Below are 15,741 nucleotides of genomic sequence, written 5' to 3'. Positions count from 1 at the left end.
GACGATCCTGCGCTCGGCCGGGTTAGTCAAGAACGTCCCACTACCGCTATGCGACAGCGTAAAGCGGTGGACAACATTCTGCCGTGATGTGGTAGCGGAGCCGGCTCAACCCCGCAATGCTTCTGCCAGCAGTTCCAGCTCCTCGTCGGTGCCATCGACGTGCGCGCTGATCCGCAGCACCGGTTTGGTCATCTCGAACGGTGCACGCACGATCTCGGCGGCTGTCGTCACGATCGAATGTTCCTCTATCAGGCGCGCCCGGACCTCGACTACATCGGCATCGCCCACGGGTTCCAATGTCGTGATAGCACTCGGCTCCTCGACCGATTCCACGACGCGCCAATCCTTGAGGTCTCCCAGGATCTTGCGGGCCGCCCGCCCACGTTCGGCCAATGCTGACTGAACGTCCGCGGCACCGGCGGCGAGATGCTGGCCCACCGCGACCGACAGACCCACCCAACCGGCGACGTGTGCCTCGACATGCCCCGCCCACTGCGGAACAAGATGCGCGAGAGACGGATTGACCGTGAGGACACCCACGCCGCGCGGCCCCGCCAACCACTTGCGTGACGGCGCGTACATGGCGTCCGCGCCATAGGTGCAATCGATATGCCCCAAAGCTTGGGCGGCATCGACCACAACGGGGACCGCCGCCGCTCGCGCCAGCGCGACCACCTCGGCGGCGGGCTGCACGGTGCCACGGTGGCTGCCAACCGCGGTGAAATGCACCAGGTCGACCTTTTCGCGGCCCAGGAAAGCCTCGATCCCATCAAGATCGGCACGACCGGCCCCATCCACCGGGAGCCACACCGGAGTGAATCCGAAGTGGTTCATGATCATCAGGTTCGGACCGAATTCACCTGGCAGACAAGCAATCACTCGGCCAGCATCGGCGGGCCACGATTGCAGGAGCGTACGCAGCGCGTCGGCCGCGCCAGTGGTGAAATGCACCTCGGCCTCGGGCATACCCGTCAGTTGACGCACCGCGGTACGTCCGGCATCGAGGACCGGTGCCGCGGCCTCCTGCGCCACGTACCCGCCGATCTGCGCCTCATGTTCGGCGTGCTGAGCTACCGCACGTATGGTCTCGACGCTCTGCCGTGAGCAGGCAGCCGAGTCCAGGTGCGCTCCGAGAACCGGTGGCCGCGCCTGCCGCCACCGCTCGCCCAGGCTCATCCCTTCACTGCCAACGACAGCCCGAAATCATTGGAATCATCAGTCCACCAATGAATCTGACGTAGTCCAGCGGCAGCAAGCTCGCGCACCACACCCTCCTGGCGGAACTTGCACGACACCTCGGTCAGCATCATCTCCCCATCCCCGAAATCGACGGAAAGGTTCAGCGCTCCAACCGTCACCCGTTGGTCGCGTACCGAACGCAGCCACATCTCCATGCGCTCCTCATCGTCGTTCCACAGCGCGACATGCTCGAAGGCCTCCAGATCGAAATCCGCATCGAGCTCACGGTTGATCACCGCCAAGACGTTGCGGTTGAAGGCAGCGGTGACCCCCGCACTGTCGTCGTAGGCCCGCACCAGGCGCTCCGTCTCTTTTACCAAATCGGTTCCCAGTAAAAGCATTTCACCGCTTTCCAGCGTCGCCGCAACATCGGCCAGGAACCGCGCCCGTGGTTCGGCGGTCAGGTTTCCGATCGTCGATCCGAGGAAGGCCACCAGCCGGCGCCCTTCACGTGGAATCTGTCTAAGGTCCTTCTCGAAGTCTCCACACACCGCCCGCACTCGCATCCCCGGATACTCGTCGACGAGCGCGTCGCCCGCCGCACGCAGCACCCCGGAATCCACATCGAAGGGAATGAACGTATTAGGGCCCAACGCATCTAGCAGCATCCGGGTCTTCTCCGACGTGCCGCTGCCCAGCTCGACCAGCGTGTCGGCACCCGAGGCCGCCGCGATATCGGCCGCGTGGACGCGGAGCAGCCCAGCCTCGGTACGCGTCGGATAGTACTCCGGAAGCCGAGTGATCTCGTCGAACAGGTCGCTGCCCACCTCATCGTAAAACCATTTCGGGGGGAGCGATTTCGGCGTCGAGGCCAAACCCAGTCGCACGTCGCGACGCAGGGCCTGAGCCGCTGCGCCGGAGGCCAGGTGATTTTCCAACGTCAGGCTCATAACGGCGTCATAGTCCTTCTACCTGTACCTTCCCATCGCGTACCCGCACCAATCGCCGGTCCGGGATATCGACCCAGGATGGGTCGTCGTCATACGGTTCACTCGCCACCACCACGCCGTCGGCGGCCTGCAGAATCGACAGGGTGTCACCCCATGTGGTGGCGATCAACTCATTTCCATTGGCCACCAGGATGTTCAGTCGAGCCTGCGGATCTGCCGCCCCGACCCGCCGAACTGTCTCCCCCAGACTATCTACGCCCGCATCGAATACACGTGCCGCCAGAACCGCACTATCCACCACCGACTCAGCACCCGATACTTGCCCTACCGTGCCGCGATCGACGATCCCGTTATGCGATAACAACCAGGTTCCGTCGGTGAACGGCGCGGCCGCGGACTCGTCGATGGGCATCCCTACGCTGGCCGACCGGACTGCCGCCACCACACACCCGCTGCGCAGCACCGGAGCCACCGACGCGAAGGAGGCATCGCCCCAGAGGGGCCGTGCGCTACGCCATCGGTGTGGCTCGCCATCAGTGAAGAAGCCCGCACCCCATCCGTCGGCGTTAACCAAGCCGTGTTGTTGGCGCCGTGGGGCATACGACTGGACCAGGAGGCCATGCGACGGTTCCAGGATCAGCGACGACAGGCTCCGCGGCTCACCTAACCAGCCCAGATGACGGCACACGCTAAACGTCCCACGCCAGACGAACGCCACTGAAGATCTGCCGCCGGATCGGGTGATCCCAGTTCCGGAAGCTGGGCCGCATAATCGAAGGAGCCACCGCCCAAGACCCCCCGCGCAGCACGCGATAGTCACCATCGAAAAACGGCTCGCTGTACTGCTGGTAGATCATCGGCATGAAACCCGGCCACGGACGCAACGGGGACGTCGTCCATTCCCATACGTCGCCGAGCATCTGCTCGACACCGTAGGCGGATGCCGACGCCGGGTAGGCCCCGACGGGGGCGGGTCCCAACGCACCTCCACCGAGATTGGCACGGTCACTACTTGGAACATCCATACCCCACGGAAAACGGCGTCGTGCAACGGCTTTCGGGTCCCACGTGCACGCCTTCTCCCATTCGGCCTCGGTCGGTAATCGCGCACCCGCCCACGCCGCGTAGGCCTGCGCCTCGTGGAAGCTGACATGCTGCACCGGCTCATCGGACACGATCTCCAACTCGCGTCCGAACCGTGTGAGCGTCCCACCTTGATTCCAGAACTGGGGTGCTGTCAGGTCTTCCGCGCACCGGTGTGCCCACCCGATCTCGGTCCAGAATTCCTCGCGCAGATATCCGCCGTCGGCGATGAACGCCGACCACTCGGCATTGGTCACCGGAACCCTGCCGATCCGAAAGCTCTTGAGGTGCAAGGTATGCGCGGGGCGCTCGTTGTCCAGAGAGAACGGCTCGTCGACCGCAGCGACGCCCAGAACGAAGGGCCCCTCCGAGACCAGCACCGAGCTTCCCGCCATACCGGGGCGACCCGGCGGCAGTGGCACAGTGCGCTCCAGCAGCGCAGCCCCGCGACGAATCGACAAGGCCTGCAACATGGTTTCATTGTGTTGGTGTTCGTGGCTGAGCACCATCGCGTACACAAACTCGTCCGAACGTGCGGACCCGTCGAAGGGCAGCGCCTCCAGCCGGTCCAAGACCCGGCCCCGCACCTCATGGCAGAAGGACCGCGCTTCTGCCGGGGAGAGTAACGGCAGCTGAACCCTGCTTGCTCGGGTGTGGCGGAACGCGTCGTACAGAGACTCGATGTCTCCGGGCAGCATCCCAGGCTTTCGCGGATCGCCATCGCGCAGCAGCCACAGCTCTTCCTGCTGCCCGATATGCGCGAGGTCCCACACCAATGGGCTCATCAACGGGTCGTACTGGCGATGTAGCTCGACGTCATCGTGGTCGGTGATCGTCAGCGTGCGGATACGGGCCGCTTCGAGATCGCGCGCCAGCGCTTCCCTGATCATCGAGTAAACCCCGAAAAAGCCTGCGCAACACCATATTCAGCGACATTCTCGGTGAAATCATCTGCCGGACATCGACCTTGCTCAGCGCGGCCCAGGAGATCGAGTAAATCGGGCAGCAGTTCATCGGGTGCCACCGCACACGCGGCCGCGACCAGCCTGCAGGCAGCGGTGCGCAGGTCACCATCGTCCAGACCGACCCGCGCCGCGGTCTCCCAGGCTTCGTCGACAGGCTCCACCGCCTCCGCGGCGATATCCGCGGCCGCCGGGTGGTCGAGCACCGCGGTGGCGGTAAACGCCAACGCCGGCCACCAGAAATCGGGTGCCGCATCCAAATACCGCAGCTCGAACCAACCCCGCGGCCGTACCGGCGGAAACAACGTAGTGAGGTGGTAATCAAGATCCTCGGTGGTTGGTCGGCGATCGCCCACCATCACCTGTCCATCGACCCACGCGGAGAACGGCACATCGGTGACAACCGCTTCAGCCGTGACTTGTTCCCCGGAGCCTTCCTTGGAGTCTCTGTTGCCTCTCACCAGCATCACCGGCGCCCGCAGGGCATACCGGGCCCACGACTCGGCCGGATCATCGCCGATCGGCACGACGCCGCAACGACGGGGGTCCAAAAGCTCCCAAATCCGTTGCCGGGTATTACGCCATCCCGTGGGTTGCCCGGCGAGCATCGGGGAGGACGCCGACAGCGCCACCAATGTCGGACCGATGCGTTGCGCAAGTGCGAACCGGTCCCGCCACTGGCTTCGACGTCCGGACTGCAGATTGACTTGTAGCGATGCCGTAGACGTCATCATCTGGGCACCAGGTCCGCCGACCCCCGCTGCATCAAAATGCTTGGCCATCGCGCCGTACCTGGCACTCGGATTAATCCGCTCCGGCGCACGCAGTGGGTCGGTGCCGAGCGCCGCCAGCGCCACCCCCGCGTCGCCGAATGCGGCGGCCAGGATCTGGCGATCCGCACGCATCGCAGTGATCGCCGCGGACACATCGGGATGCGGTGGTCCGGAAAGTTCCACCGCGCCGCCCGGCTCGAAGGTGATGGTGCTGGCGCCGGGCAGTGGTCCGATTGAAGCGGCAATCTCCTGCAAACGCCGCCATTGCACCCGTCGCTCCGGGTGAGCGAGGTCGACACTGTGGGACTCAAGTTCGAGCCCTACAGCTCCCACCTCGTCATCGCAGAACGCCTGTCGCGCGATGTACGCGGCGGCCTCATCCGCCCCCGCGAGGGTGGCGGCCGAAACTGGCGTTGATGCCGTGGCCATGTGTCCATCTTCCACAGACCACCGACAAGTGGCATTAATTCAGATAAAGCCCCTGCGTACAGCCCCTGACGACAAGAAGGTGGTCCGGCAGCTAGTGGAAAAGCCCTGCCGGACCACCTTCAGACCTGGAATCGATCCAGGAAGTTCAGTACGAGCCCAAGTGGGCCACGAACCCGACTACTTCGGCTGCAACCTTGCTCCGCCGTCGATGCGGATGGTTTCGGCGTTCATGTAGCTGTTGGTCACCAGCTCCAACGCCAGCGACGCGAACTCCGATGAGTTACCGAGGCGCTGCGGGTACAGCACGTTCGGCGCCAGGCGGTCCTTGAACTGCTGAGCCGAATCGCCCTCACCGTAGATCGGGGTGTCGATCAGCCCGGGAGCGATGGTGTTGACGCGGATGCCGACGACCGACAGATCGCGTGCGATCGGCAGGGTCATGCCGACGATGCCGCCCTTGGACGCCGAGTAAGCGGCCTGGCCGATCTGGCCGTCGAATGCCGCGACGGATGCGGTGTTGACGATGGCGCCACGCTCACCGAACTCGTCGACGGGCTCTTCCTGGCTGATCGCGGTGGCCGCGAGACGGATCAGGTTGAACGAGCCGATCAGGTTGATATTGATGACGCGCGAGAAGATGTCGAGCGAGTGCGCGGAGGCGTACTGGCCGTCCTTGCCGATGGTGCGGCCGGGCCAGCCCACACCGGCGCAGTTGATGAGGACGCGTACCGGGCCGAGCTCCTTGGCGGCGTCGACGGCGGCGATACCGTCGGCCTCGCTGGTGACATCGGTGTGCACGAAGGCGCCACCCAGTTCCTTGGCCAGAGCCTCGCCCTTTTCGTCCTGAACGTCGGCGATGACGACCTTGGCGCCCTGCTCAGAGAGCAGACGAGCAGTTGCGGCGCCCAGACCCGAAGCACCACCCGTGACGATTGCAGACACACCATTGATATCCATGAGCCGCACCCTAACCGATCAGTTGGTTGGGTGATCGAGGCCCCATAGTCTTTGTACCCATGACTGACGACCGACGTGCGCTACAGGATCTCGTGGCCCGGTATGCCGTCGCGGCCGACCGGCGTGATCGAGAAGAACTGGTCAGCCTGTTCTCCGAGAACGCCGAACTGGTGCGCCCAGCTGCCCTGCTGCGCAAGGGTGAGGACGCAGCCCTCACGGGCCGTGAGGCCATTGCGGATTCAATTGTGGCGGCACTTAAACCGCTGCACGCGACGTATCACCTCATCGGGCAGCAGACGGTGAATATCACCGGCGGCACCGCATCGGGCGAGGTCTACTGCATGGCGCACCACATCTACCTCCGCGGGGAGGAATACCGGGACAACGTGATGGCGGTCCGATACCTCGACGACTACGAGCGCGGACCCGCAGATTGGGTCTTCACCCGCCGCGAGCCGGTCGTGGTGTTCAGCGAGGACCGACCAGTCCGAGTCGGGTAGCGCACTCGGCCATTTCGTCGAGCACGGCCTCAAGCGTGGTGGCGCGCCGCGAGGCCGAGAGCAGCATCCGCCCCGCACCGGACTGTGCGGCCTGATCCAGCGCGGCCTGGTCCACACGATGCAGGCCATACCCAAGAACCAGATCGACACCCGCGGGATCACGCCCGGCGTCCGCCGCGGCGGCGCGCATAACGTTCACCGCGGCCGCCAGGTCCTCGCCGACCAGGCCCAGCGGCTGAAACCCATTCCCCAATCGGCCTGCTCGACGTGCCGCGGCCTTGCTGTGCCCACCGACGTACAGCGGAACACCCTGCGGTTGCACCGGTTTGGGGTACGAGTAGGCGTTCTGGAATCGATAGAACTCCCCCTGGTATGCCGCCGGGCCGTCCGCGGACCACAGCGCGCGCATCACCTCGATGCTTTCATCCGTGGCCCTGCCCCTGCGATCGAAGTCGCCGCCGCACGCCTCGATCTCCTCGCGCATCCATCCGACGCCGAGACAGATCCGCAGCCGCCCCCGACTCAGCCGGTCCAGGGTGGCCAGGCGTTTGGCCAGCACGACGGGGTGATGATCGGGTAGCACCAACACGCCGGTAGACAGCCCGAGTGTCGTGGTCGCGCCCGCGACGAAGGACAGCAGCTCCAGCGGGTCGGGGATATCGATGTCATCGGGTAGGTGCGATTGTCCGGTCGGCGAATACGGATAGATGCTCTGCGTGCTTCCGATGACGACCGCATGCTCCACCACGGAGATCTCTCTGAATCCCAGCCGCTCTGCGGCGCGCGCGAATTCGAGGATCTTGTCCGGTTCCGCGGTAATCCCGAGCTCCACCGGAGCAACAACACCGATCTTCACAGCCATCCAATCCTCTGCGCGCAAGCCCTCATCAGTGTCCGATCTTCTTCGCGCAAGCCCCCATCAGTGTCTAATACGGAGGATGAGCCTGATCACCGACCTCCGCTCGACGTCGCGTCTGGGTCTGATGGTGGCTGTAACCGCCGCCGCGGTAGGGGTCATCTACGGCTATGACTCCTCCAATATCGCGGGGGCACTCCTGTTCCTCACGCAGGATCTGCACCTGTCCACCCACGACCAGCAGGTGGCCGCCACCGCAGTGGTGATCGGTGAGATCTTTGGTGCACTCGTCGGTGGACCACTGTCCAATCGAATTGGCCGAAAACGGTCAATGGTATTGGTGGCAGCAACATTTGGATTTTTCTCGCTGTTGTCCGCACTGGCCGTCGACTTGAACACACTGGTCGGGGCCCGGGCGCTGCTCGGGGTGACGGTGGGGATCTCAGTGGTGGTGGTTCCAGTGTTCGTCGCCGAGTCCTCCCCCACCAAGATCCGCGGCTCGATGCTGGTGCTCTACCAGCTGGCGTGCGTGACGGGGATTATCGCCGGGTACCTGATCGCCTGGGCACTCGCGTCCACCGGCAGCTGGCGGCTGATGTTGGGACTGGCCGCCATCCCTGCCGCGTTGGTACTGCTCGCCCTCCGCAAGCTCCCCGATACCGCTCGCTGGTACATGATGCGTGGTGACCGTGCACGTGCCCGGGAGATCCTCAGCACGCTGGATCCCGATATCGATATCGACCACGAGCTCGACGAGATCGCCGATGCGCTGCATTCCGAGGGCGGTGGCTCGGTGCTGGCACGGCTGAGGGAAATGGTTACCCCGCCCTACAACAGAGCCACCTTTTTCGTTGTCGGGCTTGGCTTTTTCATCCAGATCACCGGTATCAACGCGATCGTCTACTACGGCCCCCGCATCTTCGAGGCGATGGGCATGTCGGGATACTTCGCCAAGCTCGGGCTCCCCGCGCTCGTTCAAGTGGCGGCCCTGTTCGCAGTGTTCGTGTCGATGTCCACGATCGACCGGATAGGCAGGCGGCCGATCCTCATGATCGGTATCTCCATCATGATCGTCGCCGACGCGCTGCTGGTGGGTGTCTTCGCGATAGGTGGATCGTCGTTCGGTGGCGTGCTCACCGTCCTCGGATTCCTGGGGATCGTGCTCATCGCGGTGGGCTTCACGTTCGGATTCGGTTCGCTGGTGTGGGTGTACGCGGGCGAAAGCTTCCCGGCGCGGCTACGTTCGTATGGGGCCAGCGCGATGCTGACGTCCGACCTGGTGGCGAATGCTGTTGTCTCCATGTATTTCCTGACATTGTTGACGGCGCTCGGCGGAGTCGTCGCCTTTGGCGTCTTTGGCGCCCTCTCGCTGGCAGCCCTCGTCTTCGTCTATCTACTGGCACCGGAAACCAAGGGACGCAACCTTGAGGAGATCCGGCACTTTTGGGAAAGCGGGGGCAAGTGGCCCGAGACGTAGCAGCCAGCGTGCTAGTTGGGATCGACATCGGCGGGTCCAAGACCCGCGCGCTGGCTGTCGCGGATGGCCAGATCATCGGCGAGGCATTGGCCGGCAGCGCCAATCTGCAGTCGGTCACCGAAGAGCAGGCGAAAACCGTTTTCGGGGATATCTTTTCCGAGCTCAACCTGCACAACATCACCCGTGTGAGCGCTGGATCGGCCGGGGTGGACACCGAACAAGGCGCGCAGGCACTGATCCGGTTGTTGCGTCCGCATGCACCCGATGCCGTCATCACCGCCGTGCACGACACCCAGCTGATCCTCGCCGCCGGTGGCCTGTCGGCAGGTATCGCGGTGATATCCGGAACAGGCTCGGTGGCATGGGGCAAGCGCTCCGATGGCATGACCGCTCGCGTCGGCGGCTGGGGATACCTCCTCGGGGACGATGGAAGCGGTTACGGGGTATCAAGATCAGCTGTGCGTCACGCGCTCTCACTGTCCGACCGCGGAGAACCACCCGACGCGCTATCACAACGATTCGCCACCGAATGCGGTGTCACCGATCCCGCGCAGCTACTCGACCACTTCTATGCCCAGCCCGAAAGGCGGTACTGGGCCAAGATGGCGGGCATCGTGTTCGAGCTGGCCGAGGCCGGAAACAAGGCCGCTCAGGTGATCACCAAACAAACATCGATCGACCTGGCGGCGTTGATCGAGGGTGTGTGCATACGATTGGGGCCGGGCCTGCCGGTGGTGCTCGGCGGCGGGTTACTGGCCAACCAGCCGGGCCTGGTCGCCGATATCGTCGAACGTACCCGGGCCACAGGTGTTTCGGGTATTGATGTGCTGCAACGCGAACCGGTGTTCGGAGCCTTGGCCCTGGCTGGGGTTGACGTCGAGGGATTGGAGAACCGATGACCGCGGGGACACATATGGCTGACGAGATCCGCCAGCAGCCCACCGTATGGGGACGACTGCTTACCGAAGGCCGTCCCGCCATCGCGGAGGTGGCGGCGAAGATCATCGAGTACCAGCCTCGCTTCGTTCTCTTCGTCGCTCGCGGTACCAGCGACCACGCCGCGCTCTATGGCAAATACCTCACCGAGATCATCTGGCAGGTTCCGGCCGGGCTGGCCTCACCGTCGACCATGACGACCTACGGTGCGCGGCCTGACCTTTCGGGTGTACTGGTGATCGGGGTCAGCCAATCAGGCGGCTCCCCGGACTTGGTGCAGACATTGTCGACGGCCCGCCAGCAGGGTGCGCTGACGGTGGCGGTGACCAACGCATCGCAGTCGCCGCTGGCGGCCGCCGCCGAACACCATATCGACATATTGGCAGGGCCCGAACTCGCCGTCGCCGCCACCAAGTCGTACACGGCGCAGTTACTGGCGCTGTACCTACTGCTCACCGATGTGGCGGGGCGTGACAACTCTGCGGCGGATCTGCTCCCGACACGGGGCGAGGAAGTACTGCACAGCGCCGTAGTGCAGCAGCTCGCCACCCGGTACCGATTCGCCTCACGTCTGGTCACCACGGGACGCGGCTACTCCTACCCGACCGCGCGCGAGGCCGCTCTCAAGCTGATGGAAACGAGTTACCTTTCTGCACAGGCTTTCTCCGGTGCCGATCTGCTACACGGCCCACTGGCGATGATAGATCCGCAGGTACCGGTGATTGCGATCGTGCCCGACGGAGTCGGTGGCCGGGCCATGGATGATGTGCTGCATCGACTAGCCGGACGCGGGGCGGATGTGTGTTGTGTGGGGTCGGCCGACGCGGTGGCCGCCACCGGGCTGGGCGTCACCTTGGAGCCGACCGCCGAGGAGCTCTCACCCATGTTGGCCATCCTTCCGCTACAAATGCTGGCCCTGCAGTTGGCGATTGGCCGTGGCGAAAATCCCGATGTGCCGCGAGGTTTGTCCAAGGTGACCGAGACCTTGTGAGGTCATGACGTGACTTCTGCCGGGTTTTTTGACATGCACGTGCACGGCGGTGGCGGCGCGTCATTCGGAGAGGATCCCGAGGGTAATCGCGTTGCGGCCGAATGGCATCGGGCGCACGGAACCGAAGGCATGCTGGCCAGTCTGGTGACTCTCGCACCCGATGACATGCTCCGCGCCGTGAGTGTGCTCGCCGAGGCTCCGGGTACCGAGGGCATCGCCGGCATACACCTCGAGGGGCCGTGGCTCTCACCGCACTATGCCGGTGCACATGATCCACGACTGCTACGCGAGCCCGACCTTGACGAGCTGGAACGGCTATTGGACGCCGGAGGCGGACACATCCGGATGGTCACCATTGCGCCCGAACTTCCGGGCGCAATACCGGCGATCGAACTGCTCGTCGCACGGGGCGTGGTGGCCGCCGTGGGCCACACCGATGCCACATATGAACAGACGCTGCAGGCGATCTCTGCCGGTGCGACCGTCGCCACACACCTTTTCAACGCCATGCGGCCCATCCACCATCGCGAGCCCGGCCCCATCCCCGCACTCCTGGAGAATCCGACGGTGACCATTGAACTGATCGCGGACGGTGTGCATGTTCATCCCGCGATCTACCGGATGGTGCTGGCCGCAGTGGGTCCCGACCGGATTGCGCTCGTCACCGACGCGATGTGTGCGGCCGGAATGCCGGACGGTCCTTATCAATTGGGCCAGCTGCCCGTTACCGTCATCTCCGGTAAGGCACGGCTGACAGACGGCACGATCGCCGGGAGTACCGCGAGCATGGCGGACCTGTACCGATTCGCGGTCACGCACGCCGGGCCTGAGGTTGCGACACTTCAGACATCCATCAATCCCCTTCGCGCGGTGGGTATTTAAGCCGCTAGGCCTCCCAGATACGCGGCCCTACGATCTTCATCAATTCAAAAGCGCGCTCGCCATTGCTCTGGGAAACCGTCGAGCACGTTCGAATGTCGATGGCAACATTGCGCTCTCCGAGAAGCACATGCTGGCACGACGCATACGCGGAATCGTTGCGGCTGTATCCGACGGCAAGCACGCTGTCGACCTGCGTAACGCCGCGGACCTCCACGGTGGACTCAAGCGTCGTGCCGTCGATCGCCAGCTCAGAGACATTGATCGTCTGACGCTCGCACTTGCGCCAGCGGTCAGCCTCACTATGCGTGAAGTTGCGGGCCTCCTCGGCAGTGCTGAAGACCGCCACGCTTTGATCCACCAGGGTGAACCAGCCGGAGTGATCCCACAGCGCCTGGGAATGCGCGGCCGTGTACGAGGACTGGTCGTAGCTCGACACGGAGGCCAACACGATGCTTCCGCAATCCGGACGATCGGTATCCAATGCGAAAGTCGCGCTCTGCCGATACACATTGGGCAGACCCACGCCCACCGCCCGTTCGGCCTCCTGCTGCGTGAGCATGAGGCTGTCGATCGCCGAGGGAGGCACGGTGGACGACGGCTCCGCCGACGCGACGGGACACGGGCTGACCAGTGCCACTAACCCGGCCACCATCAGCCAGGCCCCCGCCAACGATCGCATGCGTCCCCTCATTTCGCCCTTGATTGTTCTGTATTGAACTCTAGGACGCCACGCGCCGCAGTTCTTCGACAAGCTCGTTCGCGGTGGGCGGTTGCGCCCCCGGTCGGGTGCAGGTGAGCGCCGATGCCACCGCCGCTCGACGCAACGCCTCGGGCAGATCGAGCTGCTGCCGATAGAACCCGTCCAGAAAGGCGCCGGTGTAGGTGTCTCCGGCGCCAACGGTGTCGACGGCGGTAACCGGATGAGCCGGAGTGCGCAGCGGCGCGTACTCGCCCCGCCGGAAGGCCATCGATCCCGCTGACCCGCAGGTGACCAGGGCGATCTCGATGCGTGGGTACTCATCGAACCAGCGACCGACCACGCACTCGAGCGCCTCCCCCGGGTAGAGAAATTCCAGATCCTCGGTGCTGGCGCGCGCGACGTCGGTGATGGAGAGCCAAGGCGCGATGCGCTCGGCATAGGTCTCTCGGTCGCCGATGAGCGTCGGACGCACGTTCACGTCGAAGGTGAGCGGAGTGTCCGAATAATTCTCGACGATCCAGGCGCGCAGCGCCTCGCGTCCCGGCCAGAGCACACTGGCGATCGAGCCCGCCCAGATTGCCAGTGGCGCAAACGTAGGAGCGGGAAGCGATAGTGGTGCAACGTCATTGGTGGTGCCCTGCCAATAGAACCGGTACTGCGCGACGCCGAGTTCATCGACTTCCGCGATGGCGAGTGTCGTGGGAACGTCGTGCCGCATCACCAACGACTCCTCGACACCCGCACGGACGAGGTTTTCGACGCACTGACGTCCGAGCGCATCGGGGGATACATGCGTGAGAAGCGCGGTCCGCGTGCCCAGCCTGGCAGCGGTGATTGCCGTGTTGTACGGAGCACCTCCGGGCACTGATCGCCACAGCCCATCGACAGCCGGGACCATGTCGACCAACGTCTCACCGCAGACTACGAGGCCGTCCTTGTCGGGCATGCGTATGAGGCTAGCGGCGCCGACACGTCCTCTTATGGCGAACATGTGCGATACGAACCAGCCACGACGCGGCGTGTCGGCCTCGATGCCTAGATCACTGCGAACATCCGGGCGGGGTTGACTCTCGTCGTCAAATATTGTTCTATGCGAATGTATGCATTAATAGGAGGAAACCTGATGGCCATGGCAGCGCTCGTCCTCTACCTGGTGTTTATCGCTGCCGGGCTCGGTTGGAAGAGCTACCGGCAGTGGCGCGCGACCGGGTCCACGGGGTTCCGCGGATTCCACGGACGCCCCGGTTCGCGCGAATGGCTAGCCGGTGTGGGATTCATTGCCGCGATAGCCGTGGCGCTGCTCGCACCCATACTGCAGCTGACCGAGAACGTCACTCCCCTTGCAGCGCTGGATAACCGGCCGCTTCAGCTCGCGGGGATCGCGCTCGCGGTGTTGGGCATCCTCGCGACGATCGGGGCGCAACAGACCATGGGCGAATCCTGGCGCGTGGGCGTCGACACCCGGGAGACCACCACGCTGGTGAGCACCGGCGTCTTCGGCTGGGTGCGCAATCCGATCTTCACCGCAATGCTGATGTTCGCGGCCGGTGCTGCTCTCATGACACCGAACCCATTGGCTCTCATCGGCTTCGCTCTACTCGCCGCATCCATTGAGCTGCAGGTACGCGTGGTCGAGGAGCCCTACCTACTCGCGGCACACGGTAAGACGTACCGCCACTACGCACTCCGAGTCGGACGTTTCCTACCCGGAGTCGGCAGGTTCAGCGCCCAGGATTGATCAACCCACCACCGCGCGTGGTGGCCAGCTCGTAGGCCGACTCGGCATGCTCCGCATCGTCCAGGCCATCGGACTCGTGTTGCGCGTGCGACCGGATGCCCATCGAATGCCGCAGGCCCAGCCCGATAAGCCCGGTCACCGTCACCGAGTAGGCCAGCACCGCGACGACCGCCACCAGTTGCAGCCAGAACTGATGCAGCCCACCGCCGTACAGCAGCCCGTTGACACCCGCAGGCGCCACCGCACTGCCGACGATGCCAATCATCAATGTGCCGACGATGCCACCAACCAAGTGCACGCCCACCACGTCGAGCGAGTCGTCATATCCCCAACGGTATTTCAGCTCGATGGCCAGCGAGCTGAAAGCGCCCGCCACCGCACCGATGACCAGGGCGCCGATCGGGGTCACCGCCGAACAGGAGGGTGTGATGGCCACCAGCCCCGCGACGACACCCGAGGCGGCACCGAAGGAGGTCGGCTTGCCATGCCGGATCTTCTCGACCGCCAGCCAGGCCGCCATCGACATTGCCCCCGCGCCGAGGGTGTTGGCGATGACGATCGCGGCAGTGCCGTCCGCGGCCAATGCCGATCCGGCGTTGAAACCGAACCAGCCGAACCACAGCAGTCCGGCGCCCAGCATGACGGCAGGCAGGTTATGTGGTCGCATTGCCTCGCGCGGCCATCCGTGCCGCTTGCCGAGGATTACGGCCAGCGCTAAACCGGCCGCACCGGAATTGATCTCCACGGCAGTGCCGCCGGCGAAGTCGATGACGCCGAGGTTTGCAAGCCACCCGCTCTTATCGGCGGTCGTGCCCTCGACCGCGAATACCCAGTGCGCGACCGGGAAGTACACCAGGGTCGCCCACAATGCCGTGAAGGCGATCCAGGGAAGGAAGCGCATGCGGTCGGCCACCGCTCCCGCGATGAGGGCCACCGTCACCATGGCGAACCCGGCCTGGAACATGACGAACACCAATGCCGGGATCTTGGTCGGCCCCCACAGCGGTACCGAGGACGCCTTGTAATCGCCTTCGAACAGGTGCTGCAATCCGGCGAATTGGAACGGATCGCCAAGCAACCCGCCACCGATGTCGGTACCGAACGCCATCGAGTACCCGAAGGCCACCCAGAGCACCCACACCACGGCGACGGCCGAGAAGCACATCATCATCATGTTGAGGACGCTCTTGGCGCGCACCATGCCGCCGTAGAAGAAGGCCAATGCCGGGGTCATCAGGAGCACCAGTGCGGCGCTCGTCAGCACCCAGGCGGTATTGGCCGCGTCGGGCACTCCCATATGCGGAAACATGTGCTGGCTACTCCCGGAT

16 protein-coding genes are annotated in these 15,741 nt (G+C 64.5%); 6 read left to right on the top strand and 10 right to left on the bottom strand.

Features of this window, described 5'->3' with window-relative positions:
- Positions 1-105 precede the first annotated feature (105 nt).
- From egtE to MLB1_RS15060, 6 genes are all read right to left on the bottom strand, one after another.
- Positions 106-1,176: an ergothioneine biosynthesis PLP-dependent enzyme EgtE gene (gene egtE, locus MLB1_RS15085; protein ID WP_180750635.1), complete on the bottom strand. Its 1,071-nt coding sequence runs from the start codon at positions 1,174-1,176 to the stop codon at positions 106-108.
- On the bottom strand, positions 1,173-2,123 hold the full coding sequence (gene egtD, locus MLB1_RS15080; protein ID WP_180750849.1) for an L-histidine N(alpha)-methyltransferase: 951 nt from the start codon (positions 2,121-2,123) through the stop codon (positions 1,173-1,175). The genes egtE and egtD overlap by 4 nt, the downstream gene beginning before the upstream one ends.
- A gap of 13 nt (positions 2,124-2,136) precedes the next feature.
- Positions 2,137-2,817 (bottom strand): ergothioneine biosynthesis protein EgtC, encoded by a 681-nt coding sequence (gene egtC / locus MLB1_RS15075; RefSeq protein ID WP_180750634.1) that lies wholly within the window; start codon positions 2,815-2,817, stop codon positions 2,137-2,139.
- A 1-nt stretch (position 2,818) separates the two neighbouring features.
- Complete coding sequence (gene egtB, locus MLB1_RS15070; protein ID WP_180750633.1) at positions 2,819-4,102, bottom strand: ergothioneine biosynthesis protein EgtB; 1,284 nt, start codon at positions 4,100-4,102, stop codon at positions 2,819-2,821.
- Positions 4,099-5,376 carry an ergothioneine biosynthesis glutamate--cysteine ligase EgtA gene (egtA, locus tag MLB1_RS15065; RefSeq protein ID WP_180750632.1) on the bottom strand — a complete coding sequence of 426 codons (1,278 nt, stop codon included), beginning with the start codon at positions 5,374-5,376 and terminating at the stop codon, positions 4,099-4,101. Before egtA ends, egtB begins: the two co-directional genes overlap by 4 nt.
- A gap of 177 nt (positions 5,377-5,553) precedes the next feature.
- Positions 5,554-6,333: an SDR family NAD(P)-dependent oxidoreductase gene (locus tag MLB1_RS15060; protein WP_180750631.1), complete on the bottom strand. Its 780-nt coding sequence runs from the start codon at positions 6,331-6,333 to the stop codon at positions 5,554-5,556.
- Between the two features lie 59 nt (positions 6,334-6,392).
- Here MLB1_RS15060 and MLB1_RS15055 point away from each other — a divergent pair, with 59 nt between their 5' ends.
- Positions 6,393-6,833 carry a nuclear transport factor 2 family protein gene (locus tag MLB1_RS15055; RefSeq protein WP_180750630.1) on the top strand — a complete coding sequence of 147 codons (441 nt, stop codon included), beginning with the start codon at positions 6,393-6,395 and terminating at the stop codon, positions 6,831-6,833.
- On the opposite strand, the gene MLB1_RS15050 is transcribed toward MLB1_RS15055, so the two are convergent.
- On the bottom strand, positions 6,802-7,689 hold the full coding sequence (locus MLB1_RS15050; protein WP_180750848.1) for an LLM class F420-dependent oxidoreductase: 888 nt from the start codon (positions 7,687-7,689) through the stop codon (positions 6,802-6,804). The genes MLB1_RS15055 and MLB1_RS15050 overlap by 32 nt on opposite strands.
- 82 nt (positions 7,690-7,771) lie before the next feature.
- Between MLB1_RS15050 and MLB1_RS15045 the strand changes: the two genes are divergently transcribed.
- From MLB1_RS15045 to nagA, 4 genes are read left to right on the top strand one after another with little or no spacing between them, the layout of a single operon-like run.
- Positions 7,772-9,166: a sugar porter family MFS transporter gene (locus tag MLB1_RS15045; RefSeq protein WP_180750629.1), complete on the top strand. Its 1,395-nt coding sequence runs from the start codon at positions 7,772-7,774 to the stop codon at positions 9,164-9,166.
- Complete coding sequence (locus MLB1_RS15040) at positions 9,151-10,065, top strand: BadF/BadG/BcrA/BcrD ATPase family protein (RefSeq protein WP_180750628.1); 915 nt, start codon at positions 9,151-9,153, stop codon at positions 10,063-10,065. Before MLB1_RS15045 ends, MLB1_RS15040 begins: the two co-directional genes overlap by 16 nt.
- Before the next feature lie 14 nt (positions 10,066-10,079).
- Positions 10,080-11,093: an SIS domain-containing protein gene (locus tag MLB1_RS15035; protein ID WP_180750847.1), complete on the top strand. Its 1,014-nt coding sequence runs from the start codon at positions 10,080-10,082 to the stop codon at positions 11,091-11,093.
- Between the two features lie 9 nt (positions 11,094-11,102).
- Positions 11,103-11,975 carry an N-acetylglucosamine-6-phosphate deacetylase gene (gene nagA / locus MLB1_RS15030; protein ID WP_180750627.1) on the top strand — a complete coding sequence of 291 codons (873 nt, stop codon included), beginning with the start codon at positions 11,103-11,105 and terminating at the stop codon, positions 11,973-11,975.
- A 4-nt stretch (positions 11,976-11,979) separates the two neighbouring features.
- Here nagA and MLB1_RS15025 read toward each other — a convergent pair whose 3' ends face one another.
- Together MLB1_RS15025 and MLB1_RS15020 are read right to left on the bottom strand one after the other, a co-directional pair.
- Entirely contained in the window at positions 11,980-12,654 is a 675-nt protein-coding gene (locus tag MLB1_RS15025; RefSeq protein ID WP_180750626.1) for a sensor domain-containing protein, read from the bottom strand.
- A 40-nt stretch (positions 12,655-12,694) separates the two neighbouring features.
- Positions 12,695-13,621 (bottom strand): carbohydrate kinase, encoded by a 927-nt coding sequence (locus tag MLB1_RS15020; protein WP_180750625.1) that lies wholly within the window; start codon positions 13,619-13,621, stop codon positions 12,695-12,697.
- 177 nt (positions 13,622-13,798) lie between these two features.
- Between MLB1_RS15020 and MLB1_RS15015 the strand changes: the two genes are divergently transcribed.
- Positions 13,799-14,413, top strand: coding sequence for an isoprenylcysteine carboxylmethyltransferase family protein (locus MLB1_RS15015; RefSeq protein WP_180750624.1), 615 nt, complete (start codon positions 13,799-13,801; stop codon positions 14,411-14,413).
- On the opposite strand, the gene MLB1_RS15010 is transcribed toward MLB1_RS15015, so the two are convergent.
- Complete coding sequence (locus tag MLB1_RS15010) at positions 14,397-15,722, bottom strand: ammonium transporter (protein WP_180750623.1); 1,326 nt, start codon at positions 15,720-15,722, stop codon at positions 14,397-14,399. The two genes, MLB1_RS15015 and MLB1_RS15010, sit on opposite strands and share 17 nt — an antisense overlap.
- Between the last annotated feature and the right edge of the window lie 19 nt (positions 15,723-15,741).

Origin of the sequence: Mycobacteroides sp. LB1, assembly GCF_013449725.1 — a bacterium.
Lineage (GTDB): Bacteria > Actinomycetota > Actinomycetes > Mycobacteriales > Mycobacteriaceae > Mycobacterium.
This window is presented reverse-complemented; position numbering and strand designations above follow the sequence as displayed.

Coding starts and splice junctions, on each gene's coding strand:
- MLB1_RS15015 (WP_180750624.1), top strand. CDS start 13,799: ATGGCCATGGCAGCGCTCGTCCTCTACCTGGTGTTTATCGCTGCCGGG.
- MLB1_RS15020 (WP_180750625.1), bottom strand. CDS start 13,621: ATGCCCGACAAGGACGGCCTCGTAGTCTGCGGTGAGACGTTGGTCGAC.
- MLB1_RS15035 (WP_180750847.1), top strand. CDS start 10,080: ATGGCTGACGAGATCCGCCAGCAGCCCACCGTATGGGGACGACTGCTT.
- egtE (WP_180750635.1), bottom strand. CDS start 1,176: ATGAGCCTGGGCGAGCGGTGGCGGCAGGCGCGGCCACCGGTTCTCGGA.
- MLB1_RS15045 (WP_180750629.1), top strand. CDS start 7,772: ATGAGCCTGATCACCGACCTCCGCTCGACGTCGCGTCTGGGTCTGATG.
- egtB (WP_180750633.1), bottom strand. CDS start 4,102: ATGATCAGGGAAGCGCTGGCGCGCGATCTCGAAGCGGCCCGTATCCGC.
- MLB1_RS15010 (WP_180750623.1), bottom strand. CDS start 15,722: ATGTTTCCGCATATGGGAGTGCCCGACGCGGCCAATACCGCCTGGGTG.
- MLB1_RS15025 (WP_180750626.1), bottom strand. CDS start 12,654: ATGCGATCGTTGGCGGGGGCCTGGCTGATGGTGGCCGGGTTAGTGGCA.
- MLB1_RS15055 (WP_180750630.1), top strand. CDS start 6,393: ATGACTGACGACCGACGTGCGCTACAGGATCTCGTGGCCCGGTATGCC.
- MLB1_RS15060 (WP_180750631.1), bottom strand. CDS start 6,333: ATGGATATCAATGGTGTGTCTGCAATCGTCACGGGTGGTGCTTCGGGT.
- egtA (WP_180750632.1), bottom strand. CDS start 5,376: ATGGCCACGGCATCAACGCCAGTTTCGGCCGCCACCCTCGCGGGGGCG.